The organism is Asticcacaulis benevestitus DSM 16100 = ATCC BAA-896, from assembly GCF_000376105.1.
Taxonomy (GTDB): Bacteria; Pseudomonadota; Alphaproteobacteria; order Caulobacterales; family Caulobacteraceae; genus Asticcacaulis; species Asticcacaulis benevestitus.
Window position 1 is genome coordinate 1 of sequence record NZ_AQWM01000019.1, and the last position, 15,916, is coordinate 15,916.

Annotated in this window: 16 protein-coding genes; 7 read left to right on the top strand and 9 right to left on the bottom strand. The window is 57.3% G+C overall.

Annotated features, from left to right (window positions below):
• Window positions 1-12 precede the first annotated feature (12 nt).
• Window positions 13-372 carry a GntR family transcriptional regulator gene (locus tag B060_RS0115920; protein ID WP_425303999.1) on the top strand — a complete coding sequence of 120 codons (360 nt, stop codon included), beginning with the start codon at window positions 13-15 and terminating at the stop codon, window positions 370-372.
• Window positions 373-903: 531 nt separating this feature from the next.
• Here B060_RS0115920 and B060_RS0115925 read toward each other — a convergent pair.
• Window positions 904-1,155, bottom strand: a complete 252-nt coding sequence (locus tag B060_RS0115925) for a hypothetical protein (protein WP_018082797.1) — start codon at window positions 1,153-1,155, stop codon at window positions 904-906.
• Window positions 1,156-1,591: 436 nt separating this feature from the next.
• On the opposite strand from B060_RS0115925, the gene B060_RS0115930 reads away from it, so the two are divergent.
• Window positions 1,592-1,957, top strand: a complete 366-nt coding sequence (locus B060_RS0115930; RefSeq protein WP_051081098.1) for a nuclear transport factor 2 family protein — start codon at window positions 1,592-1,594, stop codon at window positions 1,955-1,957.
• A 333-nt stretch (window positions 1,958-2,290) separates the two neighbouring features.
• The gene (locus B060_RS24855; RefSeq protein WP_018082799.1) at window positions 2,291-3,970 is read left to right on the top strand and encodes a tetratricopeptide repeat protein; all 1,680 of its coding nucleotides are present in this window, start codon (window positions 2,291-2,293) and stop codon (window positions 3,968-3,970) included.
• A gap of 103 nt (window positions 3,971-4,073) precedes the next feature.
• Here the strand turns inward: B060_RS24855 and B060_RS0115940 are convergent, their stop codons facing one another.
• From B060_RS0115940 to B060_RS0115975, 8 genes are all read right to left on the bottom strand, one after another.
• On the bottom strand, window positions 4,074-4,688 hold the full coding sequence (locus B060_RS0115940; RefSeq protein ID WP_018082800.1) for a cytochrome P460 family protein: 615 nt from the start codon (window positions 4,686-4,688) through the stop codon (window positions 4,074-4,076).
• Window positions 4,666-5,652 (bottom strand): GlxA family transcriptional regulator, encoded by a 987-nt coding sequence (locus B060_RS0115945; protein ID WP_018082801.1) that lies wholly within the window; start codon window positions 5,650-5,652, stop codon window positions 4,666-4,668. The genes B060_RS0115940 and B060_RS0115945 overlap by 23 nt, the downstream gene beginning before the upstream one ends.
• Before the next feature lie 390 nt (window positions 5,653-6,042).
• Window positions 6,043-6,456, bottom strand: coding sequence for a nuclear transport factor 2 family protein (locus B060_RS0115950; protein WP_018082802.1), 414 nt, complete (start codon window positions 6,454-6,456; stop codon window positions 6,043-6,045).
• A gap of 298 nt (window positions 6,457-6,754) precedes the next feature.
• On the bottom strand, window positions 6,755-8,305 hold the full coding sequence (locus B060_RS26660) for an NAD(P)H-binding protein (RefSeq protein WP_018082803.1): 1,551 nt from the start codon (window positions 8,303-8,305) through the stop codon (window positions 6,755-6,757).
• A gap of 224 nt (window positions 8,306-8,529) precedes the next feature.
• Window positions 8,530-9,261 (bottom strand): SDR family oxidoreductase, encoded by a 732-nt coding sequence (locus B060_RS0115960; protein WP_018082804.1) that lies wholly within the window; start codon window positions 9,259-9,261, stop codon window positions 8,530-8,532.
• Window positions 9,262-9,345: 84 nt separating this feature from the next.
• Window positions 9,346-10,413: an alkene reductase gene (locus B060_RS0115965; RefSeq protein WP_018082805.1), complete on the bottom strand. Its 1,068-nt coding sequence runs from the start codon at window positions 10,411-10,413 to the stop codon at window positions 9,346-9,348.
• Window positions 10,414-10,456: 43 nt separating this feature from the next.
• Entirely contained in the window at window positions 10,457-10,930 is a 474-nt protein-coding gene (locus B060_RS0115970; RefSeq protein ID WP_018082806.1) for an SRPBCC family protein, read from the bottom strand.
• A gap of 37 nt (window positions 10,931-10,967) precedes the next feature.
• A complete protein-coding gene (locus tag B060_RS0115975) occupies window positions 10,968-11,837 on the bottom strand; it encodes an SDR family oxidoreductase (RefSeq protein ID WP_018082807.1) in 870 nt (289 codons plus the stop codon).
• Between the two features lie 105 nt (window positions 11,838-11,942).
• Between B060_RS0115975 and B060_RS0115980 the strand changes: the two genes are divergently transcribed.
• The 4 genes from B060_RS0115980 to B060_RS24870 all read left to right on the top strand — a co-directional run bounded on the left by B060_RS0115980 (window position 11,943) and on the right by B060_RS24870 (window position 15,877).
• Window positions 11,943-12,833: a LysR family transcriptional regulator gene (locus B060_RS0115980; protein WP_026172902.1), complete on the top strand. Its 891-nt coding sequence runs from the start codon at window positions 11,943-11,945 to the stop codon at window positions 12,831-12,833.
• A 123-nt stretch (window positions 12,834-12,956) separates the two neighbouring features.
• Window positions 12,957-13,868 (top strand): LysR family transcriptional regulator, encoded by a 912-nt coding sequence (locus B060_RS24860; protein WP_018082810.1) that lies wholly within the window; start codon window positions 12,957-12,959, stop codon window positions 13,866-13,868.
• 572 nt (window positions 13,869-14,440) lie between these two features.
• Window positions 14,441-14,692: a helix-turn-helix domain-containing protein gene (locus B060_RS24865; protein WP_157405658.1), complete on the top strand. Its 252-nt coding sequence runs from the start codon at window positions 14,441-14,443 to the stop codon at window positions 14,690-14,692.
• Window positions 14,693-14,737: 45 nt separating this feature from the next.
• Window positions 14,738-15,877 (top strand): type II toxin-antitoxin system HipA family toxin, encoded by a 1,140-nt coding sequence (locus B060_RS24870; RefSeq protein WP_018082812.1) that lies wholly within the window; start codon window positions 14,738-14,740, stop codon window positions 15,875-15,877.
• Window positions 15,878-15,916 lie beyond the last annotated feature (39 nt).

Sequence of the window (15,916 nt, forward strand, 5' to 3'; positions counted from 1 at the left end):
ATCTATCTCGGTTTGTCGCCTGATACGATGGTCTATCGCTTTAGACGCGTTCGCTTTGCTGACGAAAAGGCCGTGGCGCTCGAATATACAACACTACTGCGCTGCTGTTTGCCATCGCTGGAATGCGTCACGAANTCGGTGTATGAAGCACTCGGNAAGATAGGNCAGCGCCCGGTGCGAGCCCTTCAACGTATGCGTGCTGTTAACTTTACCTGTGAGCAGGCCGATCGGTTGGGCGCTCAGCTGGGAGATGCGGGATTTTTTATAGAGCGTCTGGGATTTCTTCAAGATGGTCGCGCTTGCGAATTTACCCGATCCTATTATCGGGGTGATGCCTACGACATCGTCGCCGAATTGAACGATCTCAACTGACTACATCCCAATTTGCTCGACGTACTCTATAGACGATAGCCTGTCTCATAAGTCTTCCGCCGACCGGATGATCCCGAAGTCCGAATGGGAGGAAGAAAGGCGCCGGTATGTCAACGAACTTGGGGCGGTTCTCCTGTGTGACGCCGTCAATATCGCGCAACAGACGAGACGACACATCCGCCGAAGACGTCATCTAATTCACCAAACGCGCCAATTTTTGAGATTTACATCCCTAGTCTGCACCGAGAAGACTCTTAACTAGTTCGGTGACCGTCGTGGTCCAACCGCGGTCGGTACGTGACCTGCAGCCCAAGCTTTGGTTGATCTCGACGCCTGGGGTGATATCAATAGGTATGGGTGCTGGATCAGCGCCCTTTTCGCGACTATGTTTTGAGCTGAAAGCCATATGTATTATCCATTTTCACCGTGAGGCAGACCATGAGACTGCTCCTGTTACTTATTGGGTACTTGCTCAGTTGCGCACCCGCTTACGCGCAAGCCACCTCCCGCCCTTGCGATGTGGCGACCAAGTCAGACCACCCTGGTCCTGCCTGCCTGGCAGGACATATCAATCTGGGACGTCTGCAATCCGGCGATCTTTACTGGCATATCAACGAATTCCACACTGTAGCCGAGGCAAAGGCGAATGGCTATGCCGAAGGCCTGGTTGCGGAAGCGTTCGGCAAGTACTGGGTGTTCTCTGTCGGACCCAAGAAACTGGTAGGGAGTGATACGGCCGAGGTCGGTCCACTGCCCTTGGATAGCCGAGACGGTGACTTTCATGCTGAAATTCTACAATCAGCCTTTTCCCCAGGCATGTCAGCACCGCTTCACGTACATTCGGGTCCCGAAGCCTTTTATGCCGTATCAGGCGACACATGCCTTGAAAGCCCCGACGGGGTGCAAACGGCTAAGGGGGCCGGAAGCAGCCTCATAATTCGACAAGGACCACCGATGTTACTGATGGCCACGGGTCACGACCTACGGCGTGGATTTGCGCTGATACTGCATGACGGAACCGAACCACCAACCACTTTGGACCATAGCTGGACGCCGCGTGGGCTGTGTAGCCCTTAAGGTCGCCTCTGCGCCGATGCTGTTGAAAAACTCCAGTTCTTGGAAATCGTCGTCGGAAAATTGACCATACAGTTTAGTCTTTGATGGTGGCGTAGCGTTTCAGTATCGGTACTGCTGGCCACTTAAACAAATGGATGTCGAAATGTCTGAATTGCCAGAAATTGAATTGCTGCCCGCCAGCATTGAACGGGTGTGGAACGAGCGGAATGATGATCGCCGCTTGGAGGCGATTAAGGCACTCTACGCGCCGGATTGCGTGGTTTACGAGCCTGGCCGTCCTATCTCCGGGCACGAAGCCATGTCCAAGGTGGTTGCCGGTCTACTAGGCGACATGCCATCGGGCTTCCGTTTCGAAACGGTCGGACCGATCGTTGGCCACCACGGCGTCAGCACCACGCGCTGGCAGGGTGGAACGCCTGGCAATGTGACACTGACGGGTGCCGATGTAATCCGCGTCAAGGATGGCCTGATCGTCGAGCACTACTTTTTCTTCGACCCTAAGCCGTAAGAGGTCAGGATAATTAGAAAAGGAGGCGCCACGTGGTCAACGCGGCGCTTTTTTTATGGCTCCTAGAGCGGCTTAAGGCATCAACAATACCAATTTGCGTCGCGTCGGCACTACCACAACACTGTGTCTGTCGGGACAAATCGGACGCTGCCGGCGCCAAGTCTGGACAATGCCTGGACCGCAGGGCGCCGATTGCAGAAATAGAGCAGGCGTGGCTATCCGAACGTGTCTCTGGCAGAGATGCTTTTAGTCAGAACTCGAATAGCGACGTTCACCCAGCTGTGCTAGCCTTGCCAAGTGCCAATGTCGGCCGAGGCAACAAGGGGTGTATTCATGCGTATATTCGTCGCCACTGCCGGATGTCTGATCATGCTACATGCGCCTTTCGGCGCAAGGGCTCAGACGCACGACCATCACAACGATGCTATGTCCATGTCCATGGCCATGCCCGAAGACAGTGATCACGCGCACATGATGATGGAAAGTCTCGGTAAGGTCAGCTTCACCACCTCATGCAGCCCCGCCGTCCAGCCCGATTTCAATCGCGCCGTTGCCCTGATGCACTCGTTTCAGTTCGGCCCAGCGATCGATGGCTTTCACGGCATTCTGGCCCGTGACCCCGGCTGCGGGATAGCCTATTGGGGTATCGCCCTCAGCAACTGGGGCAATCCGTTCGCGGGTTTCAAATCTCCTGGCCAACTTGCGCAAGGGTTGAAGGCTATTCAGGCTGGCAGAGCTGCAACACCGCAGACAGCGCGAGAAAAGGCTTATATCGATGCTGTCGCCCACCTTTACGAAGACAGCGACCATATCGATCAGGCAACGCGCCTCGAAGCCTATGAAGCGGCTATGGCCAGGGTCAGCGCCGACTATTCTGACGATATCGAAGCGCGCATCTTTTATGCGCTCGCGCTGGCTGCGGCCGCCGACCCGGCGGACAAGACCTATGCGAACCAAATCAAGGCTGGCGAAATGCTGGACGCGCTATTTGTCAAATATCCGGACCATCCCGGACTGGCGCATTACATCATTCATGCCTATGACGAACCTGAACTGGCCTCGCGCGCGGCTGAGGCGGCGAAGCGGTACGGCGAGATTGCGCCCTCGACACCGCATGCCCTGCACATGCCGTCACACACCTTCACACGCATTGGCGAATGGCAGGCATCCATAGACACCAATATGGCCTCAGCCGCCGCCGCCCAAAAGGCCGGGCAACCAGCGGACGAACTCCATGCCAGCGACTATATGATCTATGCCTATTTGCAGACCGCGCAGGACGAAGCCGCAAAACAACTCGTCCTGGCGTCCGCGCAGACTTTCAAACAGTTCGACCCAGATCATGTGACGGGGGCAGCACCGGTGACGGCAGGCTATTTCGCCAATGCCGCCATTCCGGCGCGATACGCGCTTGAGCGGCACGACTGGTCAGGCGCTTTGGCGTTGACGCCCGTGGAGACACCCTTCGGCTTTGTCAACGCGATTACGGTTTTCACCCGGGGGATTGGCGCTGCGCATTTAAAGAACGATGCGGTGGCTCAGCAATCGATCGACACCCTTGCCCTCATTCGTGACAAACTGAAAAGTAAGGATGATAGCTATTGGGCTGATCAGGTTGAAATACAGCGTCAGGAAGTTGCCGCGCAATTGTCCGCAGCGCATGGCGATACCGCCAACGCACTGGCCATGCTCACTAAGGCGGCGGATATGGAAGATGTTACAGAATTGGCATCTATCACGCCCGGACCGTTCGTCCCGGCCAGAGAAATGCTGGGAAACCTGTTGCTGGACATGAAGCAACCGGCAAAGGCCCTTGAGCAATTCAAAGCGACCCTTGTAAAAGAACCGGACAGGTTCTGGTCGGTTTATGGGGCGGCGACCGCGGCAAAGCAGTCGGGTGATACCCGCGCAGCCCAGGTCTATTTCCAACAACTTCTGACAATTGCCGCGCATGCGGATAAACCAGGACGGACCGCGCTGACGGAAGCCAAAACTGCGTTGGGCAAAAAATGAGCTGAGGCTTTCCCAACGACCGGGCAATCCGTCCGCTTAGTTTCCGTCAGATGCCATGGTCTGAAAAGCTCGCATGAGCGTACATTCTAGCAAGGTGCCGCACCTATTTTTCCTTGGCTGCGGCGATTTCAGACAGGTATTTCGGGTTCAGCGTGCCATGCTGGGTCGCAAAGGGCAGAAGAGTCGGATAAAATTGTACGAAGGTCGTATCCGCCGCAGCATGATCCTGATGGCAGGCGTAACATGCTGCCGTATGCGCAATCTGTGCGGCGGGCTTGCCGTCGTCAAAACTGTAAAAGCCCCAACCGCCTTCCAGACGTGCATCCTTGACATGCGCTTCCAGTCCCATGACCTCGCCTGTCTGCACCACGCCGCGCTTGTTTATGGATACGTCCTTTGCCCCGCTGCGATTTTCGAGAATGATCATGGTCTTGTCCGGCCATATCCCCGTCGCTTTGAACGCCAGATAGGCCGCGCGCGGCACAAAGACATTATTGAACATGTGCGCGCCTGGCATGGTCGCCGCCTGGCTATAACTCATGTCCAGGCCGGAGCTAAGAAAAACCCAGTCGCGGTAATCGGCTGGAAGCTTCAGGCGCATCCGGGCATCATATTGCGGTTCAACTGACTCCGGAGGCGTGGGTTCCGCCATCGCGCCCAATATGATCGCTGCCAGAACGGCAGCCGCGACAACACTAAGCAGATGTTGTGATTTCATCGAAATTCTCATTTGTTAAGTGGGGAGTAAAACGGTCGCGGTAGGCACTTGGGGGCACACGAAACCGCCGTTCGAAAGCCCTGCGGAAACCATCGTCGCTTTGGAAGCCCGTCATATGCGCAATCCGGGCTATGCTGCGCTGGCCGGTTGACAAGAGAAGCCGCGCTTCGTCCAGGCGGAGCAGTTCGACATAATCGGCCGGCGTCGTGTCAAAGGTCGCCTTGAATCGTCGCGCAAATTGCCGGCTGCTGAGCCCTACCTGCCGGGCCATCGTCTCGACCGACCAATCGCTGGCAAGATCGCTGGCCACTGACGCCACCAGTTCAGCAAACTGATCCCCGGCGCGTGTCTGGAACCTGAGCAGTTCAGAATATTGCAGTTGCCCGCCGGATCGCTTCATATAGACGACGAGTTGCCGGGCAGTGGAAAGGGCAAGTGTCGGCCCATGATCTTCTTCGATTAGCGCCAGCGCCAGGTCGATACTGGCCGTCATACCTGCCGACGAATAGAAGGGACCATCCTTGATGAATATGGCATCCGGTTCAATGGTGACATTTGGAAAGCGGCGCGCCACCGCTACGGCATGACGCCAGTGTGTTGTTGCACGGCGTCCGTCCAGCAATCCGCTCGCCGCCAATCCGTACACGCCCGTGCAGACGGACACGATGCGGCGCGTGTCCGGGGCGCGCGTTCGCAGCCAACCCGCAATCGCCGCATTGGTATCGTCTTCGCGCAAACCTTCGCCACCAGGTATAATAATCGTGTCGAAAGGAGGCGCGGTTTCAAGCGTCACATCGGGCAGCATCCGAACACCGGATTCAGCGGTAAAGGGGGCTTGCGACAGTCCCACGATCAGGGTCGCATAACATGTGCGCACCCCGCGCCAGCCCCCACCATCTGCAATGGCAAAAGCTTCCATAACGCCGGTCAGGTCGATGGCAGCGACGCCATCGTAACCTATCACGCCAATTTGCCGCGGAGTTGTTCGCATTGTCTGAACCTATGCCGGATTTCACATGTCTCTTACGACATTTACCCGACCGTTTCAGACATGACGCCAAAATTCAGCAGCAAATCAGCCTACGAGGCTGTTCCATTTCCGGCGGAGGTTTCAGATTTGCAAAGAGCGTTGACCCGACCTCGCCAGTGCGCCCACACCCGTCATTCTATGAGTCGAGGCAATAGTAGCCTAAGCATGAAAGCGGACTGAGTTGCCCACTTTGGCTAACCTGAAGCTATTCACAGTGGCACCATGGGCACGTCCTGTTTTGAGACGGGTATGATCGCGTCTAAACGAAATCTAAATTGCCTTGATGGAAAGAGCCCGAGGCATTGATACCCTTCAAGCTTGGCTCTAGCCGAGATCGATTCCCATCAGCTTTGCGAACGAGACAGGATTGGCATATTCGCTAAGATGCGAGATGCCGCCGTCACGGAATGTGAACTTGAAGACGTACCTATTCCGGTAGCTTGCGTTTGTACCACGCTGAATCAGGTCACCCGTCGTCTCGACGAACACAGTGCGGCCATCCTCGGCGATGTAGACCGCACGATTCAAGAGCTTAACCTGGCTGAAATTCTCGAAGATAGTTCCAATATATCCCAGCACTCCATCCCGGCCCTCGAAAACGAACCAAGGGCTCAGGGTGCCAGTGTTCGAAAACGGTATTTCAATCGTTGCATCTTCGGTCAGTAGAGCCGAAATTGTCTCGACACTCTGCGCTTCCAGTCCATCGAGATATATTTTGGCGATGTCGGCGATAGTCATGATTTGGTTCCTATAGTTGAAAATGATGAAAGGGCTGCTTTAAGCCCTTTGTTTTTGTTGTGTGTTTTCTCTCATCGTAGACGCGAGACCGGCTACGAGGCCTTTTTCAGTCGGCACATAAATGCCTGCTGCCTCGAGTAATCCAAACGTCGTCATCATTGACGGGACGTGCGACTCTCGCATGTGGAATGCTTGGGATGCGTGCTCGGAGCCTAACTGACGCGCTCGACCTTTTGGCCGTGCTCACCGATATGATCGGACGACCCGGCATTAGGAGCGCCGTTTCACCTGTTAGATTTTACCATGTGATCAATGGCTTCTTTCCCAAATATTGGTTGCTATCGACCTGTGCCGTTACGAAGTCCGCGACATCGCTTCGAGAAATCGTTCCGCCGTGAAATTTGCGAAGGTCGGTTAGCGCTCGGATTTTGCCGCTGCGCGGTTTGTCGTTCAAAACCGCGGGACGAACGACAACCCAATCGAGACTGCTCGCGCCGATGATGGCTTCCTGTCTGTTCTTGTCGGCGTAGACCTTCCGCAATAGCAAAGGCATGATAATGTTGTCGAAGGCGAAGCCGCCATGGCCTCTGCTATCCCCGGCGCCGATGCCGGTGATGCACACGAGCCTTTTTGCGCCGTTGCGCTGCATCGCCGTCACCAGCAGTTGGGTAGCCGAAGACAGCAAGCTCACGGCCTTGAATGGGCTGGGCGGCGTACCCAAAGCAGAAATCACGGCATCGCATCCCGTCAGTGCACGGTCGAGCGCCTTCGGATCGCGGGCGTCGCCTTCGATCAGAATAGCGTCAATGTCCGCCGCTTTCGCGCGAGACCGGACCAGCGCCACAGCCGTATGACCCGTTTTGTTCAGTTGTCTCACAATCTCACGGCCAGTCCCGCCGGTTGCGCCCAACACCAGGACTTTCTTGTGCGAAGCCTGGCGCACTGGAGGCGCAAGACGATCCGCCAAAAAGCGGGCTATATCGTCGACCGCTGCGGCGGCGGCCTGCAACATTGCGAAGTTCGAGGGGAAGACGTGGATCATCCCGTCCCAGACATGGACCTCGCAGGGTACACCAGCATCATCGGCCTTCTTCGCAAACCGCAACGCATCATCCAACAGGACTTCCGCATCTCCGACATGAATCCGGACGGGCGGTAAAGCCGAGAGGTCGGCGTCTAACGTCGCAAGTCGCGCGTCGCTTACATTGGCCTCGCCAACATAGGAAGTCGCGGCGGAAGCAAGCGTGTCTTTGGAAAGCAAGGGGTCAGAGCCTGCCCGCGTCACCATGGAGTCGCTTCCGAGCGACAGGTCGATCCAGGGCGACATCGCGACAATACCGGTAACCTGTCCGGGGTCTATACCTGCGGCCAGGAACGAGAGGGCGAGCCCGCCGCCGGCAGAGTCGCCGCAGATCGCAATCCTACCAAAGCCAAGTTCGGTCAGCCCTGAGTGAAGCGCGCGCAGATCAGCGAGCGCCGCCGGGAAGGGTCGCTCAGGCGCAAGCGCATAGTCAGCGACAAATGCCGCTGCGCCTGATTTCGCGGCAATATGCCCCACGAAATTGCGATATGCGCCTGCCGAACCGATAACGTAGCCACCCCCGTGCAAGTAAAGTATAACGGCCTTTGGGTCGGCCTTGGCGGGTCGAGCCCACCAGCCCGGAACGCCGCCGACCTGGCCCTGTTCGAAGCTCACGCTCTCAGGGGCTGGCGTCTGTCCCATGATAGCATCGAACGTCGGGCGACTCTCCGGACCAAACGTGAGACTGGGCATACCGGCGAGCATGGCGCGCATGCCCTGCATGGTTTCCGCGTCAGCGGCTGTCAGTTCGTGTTTTATTATGGGCATCTGAACAACTCATTTAGGAAGAAAGTGTTTTGCACTATGCGGAGATCTTTGGAGGATGACGAAGCTATAGAACTGAAGTCAGCCTATCAGTTCACACCTGTTTCTTAAGGCGCATTTTTGGGACAGTTTGTTGCGCTCTAGGGACAATGAGCGCGTGCAATACTGGATTTAAGAGTGGCTAGAATTCGGTGCTTCAGCGACTTCCTGCTCTGACTATGCCGAGCCTACCAGGGCGTTGTCCCGCCCGGCTCCACGAACTGTCCGGAAACCGCATCCTCGCCAAGCAAGGCGTACTTGACGGGGAGCCTCGCGCCCTCTTCGGCGGTCATGAAACCGGTGTGCCCCGTCAAATCGGTTTTGACATAGCCGGGGCTCACCGAGTTCACGGCGATAGATGTGCCGCGCAGTTCCGCTGCCAATTGCACCGTCAGCATATTCACCGCGGCTTTCGATGCGTTGTAGCCGATCAGCCTGGCGGAATAATAGGGTGAGTTCGGATCGCCATTGACCGTTAAGGAGCCGAGTGAACTGGACAGGTTGACGATGCGGGCGGTGGGCGCCTGCCGTAGCAGCGGCAGCATCGCTTGCGTGACCGCCAGGGTACCGATGAAATTGGTGTCGATGATCCGTCGCGCAGCCTCAGGTGACCCGGAACTCGGCGGCCCATCCTCCGCATCGACAATACCTGCGTTGTTGACGAGGATGTCGAGTCTGTTGTGTTCCGTACGAATGGTCTCGGCCGCCGCCTCGATGCTCGAATGGTCGTTGAGATCGAGCCGGATGAACTTCGCACGGCCGCCTTCCGAAGAAAGTAGGGCGGCTGCGGCGCTTCCGCGCTCGACATCCCGAGACCCGATGAGGACCAGGACGCCGGCTCGGGCGAGTTGACGCGCGATCTCAAGGCCGATGCCTTTATTGGCGCCGGTGACAAGCGCAATAAGTGTCTCATTTGCCATGATGGATTGCCTTATACATTAGGGGCGGGTGATTGGGTCTGAGCTGAGATTGGAAGCGGGTGTACCGCCCCCAATCGCAGATGCTCAGGCTTCAGGGAGCGTGGGATAGTCGGTATAGCCTTCCGCACCGCCGCCGGCGTAAAACAGCGCTGGGCGCACGGCATTAAAGGGAGCTCCGGTCTTCAAACGCTGGATGAGGTCTGGATTTGCAAGCGACATGCTCCCGAGCGCTTCGATGTCGGCGAGCCCGGCGGTAATGTCGGAGCCGATCTGCTCGCGCTGGCGGCCGGGACGATTGACGACCAGTACGCCGCTGAATGCCTTACGGATTTGGTCAAGAAGCGAGTCGTTGCGGACATAAAGAATGTGGAGATAGGCGAGGCCCATCTTGCTGAACTCTGCGGTAAGGTAGCGGTACAGGTCGTCGTTGTTCTGGCCTTCGGCGATGCCGCCGGTCGGAATGCCTGGTGAGAGGCGGATCGCGGTCTTTTCGGGGCCGATGGCCTCAGCTATGGCGCGCACCACGTCAATTGCGAAGCGCGCACGGTTCTCCATCGAGCCGCCATATTCGTCGTCGCGATGGTTGGCGTTCGGCGCGAGAAACTGGTGGACCAGATATCCGTTCGCCCCATGGACCTCGACGCCATCCGCGCCTGCTTCGATCGCGCGTCTGGCCGCATTGGCGAAATCGGCGACGGTCTGCTTGACTTCGGCCGTCGTCAGAGCACGCGGTTCAGGGACGGGCTGCATGCCGTTCATCGTGAACATGTCCTCGCCGGGGGAGATGGCAGAGGGAGCAACCGGCTGGCGATGATGCGGCGTGTTATCCGGATGCGACCTGCGCCCGACATGCATGAGTTGGATGAACAGGCGCCCACCCGCAGTGTGCGTGGCGTCGATAACCTTGCGCCAACCCTCGACGTGCGCGTCGGTATAGACACCGGGCGTGGCCAGATACCCCTGGCCGTCGTCGGACGGCTGGGTGCCCTCAGTGATCAGAAGGGCCATCGTGGCGCGCTGGGCGTAGTATGTCGGCGCGAGGTCGCCGGGCGTACCGTCGGGCTTCGCACGGCTGCGGGTCATAGGGGCCATGGCCAGGCGATGCGGCAGTTGCATGCCGCCGACTTTGATTGGGGACCAGACATCGGTCATTGCGTGTCTCCTTGGAAATAGATTTGAGGGAAAGACTGCACGTTCAGAGCGTGCCATCGGCCAGCAACTCGCGGGTACGTTTCAACGTAGACAACAGAGCCGCCTTGTAGCCGTTGCCACTATCGAACTGCGTCTGTTCGGCCTGCTCTTCCGGTCCGTTCGGCGCCTTGTCGCGGAGGCCCAGATAGCAGTAGAACTTGAGCTGAAGCTCTCCGGCTGCGTCCTCGAACAGTTCATTGATGATAGCGCCCTCGCGCGGACCGGTTGCCTGAAAAAAGGTGACCTTGCGTTGAGGTTCGAGGGTGATGATTTCGCGCAGATCCGCGCGGGCGATGGTGGCTTCACGCACGAAGTGGGTGGCGCTCTCCTCGACGACGTCGCAACGGGTACAAAGGCCAGCCGGGAGAAAGAGGCGCGCATCGCGCGCCTTCAATTCCAGGCCTTTCCAGACCTGCTCGCGAGTAAGCCTGGTTTCACCAGCAGGGTTTACCGGCACAGTGGCTGTTGAATAGATCATGGTGGAAGTCCTTATGATTGGGGTGAATGAAGCGGTCTCAAGCCACAGCGGTGATTTCAGTCGCGAAGTCGCGGTAGGTGTGCAAGGGGCGGCCCAGGATCCGGGTCAGTCGCTCGACGTCGCCACGCTCGGGGATCATGCCGTCGCTGACATAGCGCTCTGCCATCAGGCGCATCTCGTAGGCCGTCCATTTCGGCATGAAGCTGGCCATGTTCTGCTCGAAGCCACTGGGATCGTCGCCGCCATAGACAATCGGGCGACCGAGAATGTCCGACCAGATCGTGGCGACCTGCAGACCAGTCAGGGTATCGGGGCCAACCACGTTGATGGTCTCGATCGGCAGCTTGCCGGGGGCCTTCTCGCGGCGAATAAGTTCGATGGCGGCGATTTCTGCGATGTCGCGTGCGTCGACCATGGCGACGCCTTTGCTGCCGATTGGCATCGGATAGACGCCGTAATTGACGATCACATCCTTGATCATCAGTTCGTTGTCGATAAAATAGGTCGGACGCAGGATGGTGGCGCTGAAGCCCATCTGTTCCAGCATGCGTTCGGCGCCGAACTTCACCGCGAAATGCGGCACGTTCACCGCGCGATCGGCCTCAAACACCGAGAGATAGACGACGCGCTCGACACCCGCCTCGCGGGCGATGTTCAGTGTGATTATCGCCTGGGCGAATTCATCACCGGTGACCGCGTTGAGCAGGAAGAGCGTCGTGACGCCCTTGAATGCAGCGCGCAGGGCGTCGATATCAAGCATATCGCCTTGCGCAACTTCGACGCCGGCTGGAAATTGTACTTTCAAAGGATCGCGGGTGAGCACGCGGACCTGGGCGCCGCGCTGGACGAGTTGGTTGACGACATGGCGGCCGACGCGGCCTGTGGAACCAGTAACGAGGATAGTCATGAAGATTACTCCAGATAGGGGGTTGGTTGACGTCGTCCAAAATAACGATCCACAAAAATATCGATAGCCGCTATATATGGACGCATCGTCTCACAGGTGGAACACATGGATCTTCTCGCGCTTACCGATTTCAACCTGGTTGCCCGCCACGGCGGGTTCGGAAAGGCTGCGCGCGCAGCTGGACGGCCGAAAGCCACTCTGTCTCGCCGCGTTGCGGAGTTGGAAGCAAGCCTCGATGTGCGCCTGTTCGAGCGGGGCGCGCGAATTTTGAAACTCACCGAAGAAGGGCGAGCGCTGTTTGAGCGGACCAGTCAATTGCTGACAGAGCTTGACGAGACTGCGACCGCGATCGCTTCGGGCGGACACAATCCTCGTGGCCGCTTGAGGATCAGCGCGCCATTGCTTTTTTCTCAGATCGCGATGGGGAAGCTCGCGGCGGGCTTTGCCCTTAAATATCCGGACGTCCGGCTCGAGGTCACCGTTGAAGACCGGGCCGTCGACATGATCGAAGAGGCCTACGATCTGGTGATCCGCGTCAATCCCGAGCCGGATGTGAACCTTGTCGGTCGCGCCTTCCTTCACGACCGGCTGATAGTCGTCGCGAGTCCTGTCATGGTCCGGCCGCCAGATGATACCCTTGTGCCCGTCGTGGTCCGCGGAATGATCGGCCGGAGCGAAACATGGGAGGTGACGACATCGTCGGGCGCATCGAAATTGCCTGTCAATCCCGTGCTGGGCCTGTCGTCGCTTGTCATGGTTCGTGATGCCGTGAGGACGGGCATCGGGGCGGCCCGCCTGCCCCTGTCGCTGGCTATTTCTGATCTGGCCTCTGGAAAGCTTGTGCATTGGGGAGACGTAGAGGGGCCGGACACCGCGATCTGGGCGCTCTATCCGACACGTCGGCTGCTTAGCGCTCGGGTGTCGGCATTCCTTGAGTATCTCAAGGATGCCTTTCCGAAAGGCGCGCCCGAGGAACTCGCCGCCTATATTGGATAGCAACGCAACGGCGGGATTTACATTACGCGGTATGGCCATTGAACGAGCCTACCGGCGAAAAATCACCGTGGACAGGCGTCAACTTTAGAATAGACTGTCGCAAATCGGGGACAATAGCGAACGATGATCGACGTCGATGACATGCGTGCATTTCAGCAAGTTGCGCTCTTGCTGAGTTTTTCCGCGGCTGGACGAGCATTGTCGGTGCGTAAATCGGCCGTCAGCCGTTCAGTCCTGCGCCTTGAAGAGATGTTGAAAGTCAGACTGTTTGAGCGCACGACCCGCGAGGTCGCATTGACCGAAGCTGGCAAGGTTTTACTCGTTCGTTTTGACGAGATCGTCGCACGTATCGATGAGACAGTGGAGGTTGCCGCGGGGCTAGCTTCACGTCCCGCGGGCCGGCTCAAGGTCACTGCCGGCATTGGTTTCGGCATCGAGGTGCTCACAGAATTTCTGCCAGCTTTCTCGCTCGCCTATCCAGACATCGAAATCAATTTGGACCTAACCAGCCGTACGGTTGACTTGGTTGCGGAGCAAGTCGACATCGCCTTCAGGATGGGCCCCTTGGCTGATTCCAGCCTGATCGCCGTACGGCTTGGAGCCATTGGTTGTCAACTCTGCGCAGCGCCGTCTTACCTTGAACGACGCGGCTGGCCAAAAACGCCAGAGGATCTGAGGGGGCACAATCTGCTTGCGATCCCGCGCAGTGACAACCTGCCTCGGCGATTGTGTTTGCGCGATAGCGAAGGGCGATCAAGGGAATTCGAGGCTTCGATCCGGTTGGGGGCGAACGACCCTCACGCGCTTCATCGAATGGCTCTCAATGGAGCTGGAATTGCGACAACAGCAAATTATGTGGCGCTGCCAGAGATTGAGCGGGGCAAGCTTGTACGTCTGCTGCCGGAGTGGTCTGTGCCGTCAGTTGACGTGAGCCTGATTATGCCACCTGGTCGGGCGCGAAGCCCGGTAGTTCGTGCCTTTGTCGACTTTGTACGCCGCGAGGTAGGTGGGAACCGACGCTGGTTTGACAGCTGAGCAAGACCTCGCCATACCCGCCGATCCCGGACATGGGCGCGGTCAACGCGTGAGTTGTCGGCGCACAGCGGGGCAAACGACATTGACCGGTTCTTTGATCCATCGTGAGGGGGGGCGCAGCAATTCATTGGTGTTCGCTTCAGGGCAATCTTGCTGAGGGGCGTGACGCGTTTTGAGGATCATGAAATCACCGGAACAAACATTGGGGATCATTAAATCCATTTGACGATCCACAACGGCTCTTGCGTTATATTGGTGATCCACAAATCAAAATTGCGAACCCATTCCCTAGGGGGGCTTTCACCTGCGGGTGCATCGCATCCTGTGCGATAGTGCCATGACCGCCGAAATCGTCAATGATCGGCCAGGTGAGATTTCGGCATTCAATCCCGCAGGATAGAGGTCGTCAGCATGCATCCAGTTCGGCGGGTGTAAAGCGAAATGTGTAATATATTAGTCATTTTAATGGCTTTTGCACGCATTGCCTAATAAATTTGACATTTCCGAAATGCCTTATGTGTTAGGCGCAGCGTGAATATACCTCTTTCATGCCTAATATATTGGACACTATCATGGACCTCGAAACGATCGGCAAGAAAATAGCCGAGCGGCGGCGGCAGGACGACCTGACGCAGACGCAATTGGCCAATCGTGCCCGTGTCAGCCGCGCTACCATCACTGCACTCGAGACGGGGGTACAGAGAGAACTGGGGTTCAACAAAATTATGTGCATTTTGGCGGTGCTGAAACTCGACCTCCATCTTACCGAAGAGAACGCTGGGCGGCCAACCTTGGAAGACCTGCAGCGGGAGGGCGGGCAATGATCCGTGTCTGGAGCGATGCGCTGAATGCAGGATTGTTGGATCGGCATGGCGCCGACGGCGCCGCCTTTGACCATGCCGGTCCGGCTGGCCAGTTGGGATCAAAGATTCGGCATTCACCCGATTTTCGAGATGAACCTGCCCGAAGGGTATCTAAGGGAAAAGCTACGCCTCGCTTTTGCCAAGGCTACAGGCACATTCGACAGCCTGGATCTCCTGGCCATCGTCGGCCGCTCTCAGATCGGTCGGTTGAGATACACAGCGCCGGATGAGGCCCTCGACAGTCAAGTTCCTTTCCAATCCGTCGATGAGGTGCTGAAGCGTCGGCGCGATGGTGAATTATTCGACTACATGATGGACCGGTTCGCAGCCTATTCAGGAATCGCCGGCGTTCAGCCCAAGGTCATGATCCGCGATGAGAAGGCAGCGGCAGTTCTGGACGGATACAGGTCGCAGAGCGTCCAAGGCGCGACTCATATCGTGAAATTCTGGGATCCAAATGAATACCCGCACCTGGCGGCAAACGAATATTTCTGTCTGCTTGCGGCTGAAAAAGCAGGTTTGACGGTGCCCCGCCGCCGTCTCTCCGAAGATGCGTCGGCCTTAGTCGTGGATCGCTTCGATCTGCGCACGGATGGTACCTATATGGGCATAGAAGACTTTTGCGTCCTGAACGGTAAGGGAACCGAGAAAAAATATGAAGGCGGCTACGAAACGGCGATCTTCAAGCGAATCAAGGAGTTCATTCCCGCGGAAGCACAGCGCGCCGAACTTGAAAAGTTGTTCATCCTGTTCGTTCTCAATGCTGTAGTACGCAATGGTGATGCACATCTGAAGAACTTCGCCTTGATCTATGACGAGGTCGATGGGAAGGCGCGGTTGGCGGACGTCTATGACATCGTGACGACTACGGTCTATATGCCGAAGGACGTCATGGCTTTAACATTGGACGGTACGCCGAAATGGCCGGATTTGAAGCAATTGACTAAACTCGGGACGCTGCGCTGCGGACTATCGCCGAAGGAAGTCATGATGATTATGGGTCGCGTGGGAACCGCAGTGTCTGAAGCGCGCATAGAATTGCAGGCTTACGCCAAATACGATCCGAGTTTTAAGGATGTGGCGTCTGCCATGGCGGCGCAGTGGGAGATCGGCATGCGCCATTCGCTGGAAGCCGATGCACGATAATGCCGGTTTGGAGATGGTGCTAATCGCTATGCGGCAATC

What these genes read in the sequence shown, in the direction of transcription:
- B060_RS0115925 (WP_018082797.1), bottom strand. Translation starts at nt 1,155, where the DNA reads ATGAAAGTCACCGTCTCGGCTATCCAAGGGCAGTGGACCGACCTCGGC.
- B060_RS0115930 (WP_051081098.1), top strand. Translation starts at nt 1,592, where the DNA reads ATGTCTGAATTGCCAGAAATTGAATTGCTGCCCGCCAGCATTGAACGG.
- B060_RS24855 (WP_018082799.1), top strand. Translation starts at nt 2,291, where the DNA reads ATGCGTATATTCGTCGCCACTGCCGGATGTCTGATCATGCTACATGCG.
- B060_RS0115940 (WP_018082800.1), bottom strand. Translation starts at nt 4,688, where the DNA reads ATGAAATCACAACATCTGCTTAGTGTTGTCGCGGCTGCCGTTCTGGCA.
- B060_RS0115950 (WP_018082802.1), bottom strand. Translation starts at nt 6,456, where the DNA reads ATGACTATCGCCGACATCGCCAAAATATATCTCGATGGACTGGAAGCG.
- B060_RS26660 (WP_018082803.1), bottom strand. Translation starts at nt 8,305, where the DNA reads ATGCCCATAATAAAACACGAACTGACAGCCGCTGACGCGGAAACCATG.
- B060_RS0115960 (WP_018082804.1), bottom strand. Translation starts at nt 9,261, where the DNA reads ATGGCAAATGAGACACTTATTGCGCTTGTCACCGGCGCCAATAAAGGC.
- B060_RS0115965 (WP_018082805.1), bottom strand. Translation starts at nt 10,413, where the DNA reads ATGACCGATGTCTGGTCCCCAATCAAAGTCGGCGGCATGCAACTGCCG.
- B060_RS0115970 (WP_018082806.1), bottom strand. Translation starts at nt 10,930, where the DNA reads ATGATCTATTCAACAGCCACTGTGCCGGTAAACCCTGCTGGTGAAACC.
- B060_RS0115975 (WP_018082807.1), bottom strand. Translation starts at nt 11,837, where the DNA reads ATGACTATCCTCGTTACTGGTTCCACAGGCCGCGTCGGCCGCCATGTC.
- B060_RS0115980 (WP_026172902.1), top strand. Translation starts at nt 11,943, where the DNA reads ATGGATCTTCTCGCGCTTACCGATTTCAACCTGGTTGCCCGCCACGGC.
- B060_RS24860 (WP_018082810.1), top strand. Translation starts at nt 12,957, where the DNA reads ATGATCGACGTCGATGACATGCGTGCATTTCAGCAAGTTGCGCTCTTG.
- B060_RS24865 (WP_157405658.1), top strand. Translation starts at nt 14,441, where the DNA reads ATGGACCTCGAAACGATCGGCAAGAAAATAGCCGAGCGGCGGCGGCAG.
- B060_RS24870 (WP_018082812.1), top strand. Translation starts at nt 14,738, where the DNA reads ATGGCGCCGACGGCGCCGCCTTTGACCATGCCGGTCCGGCTGGCCAGT.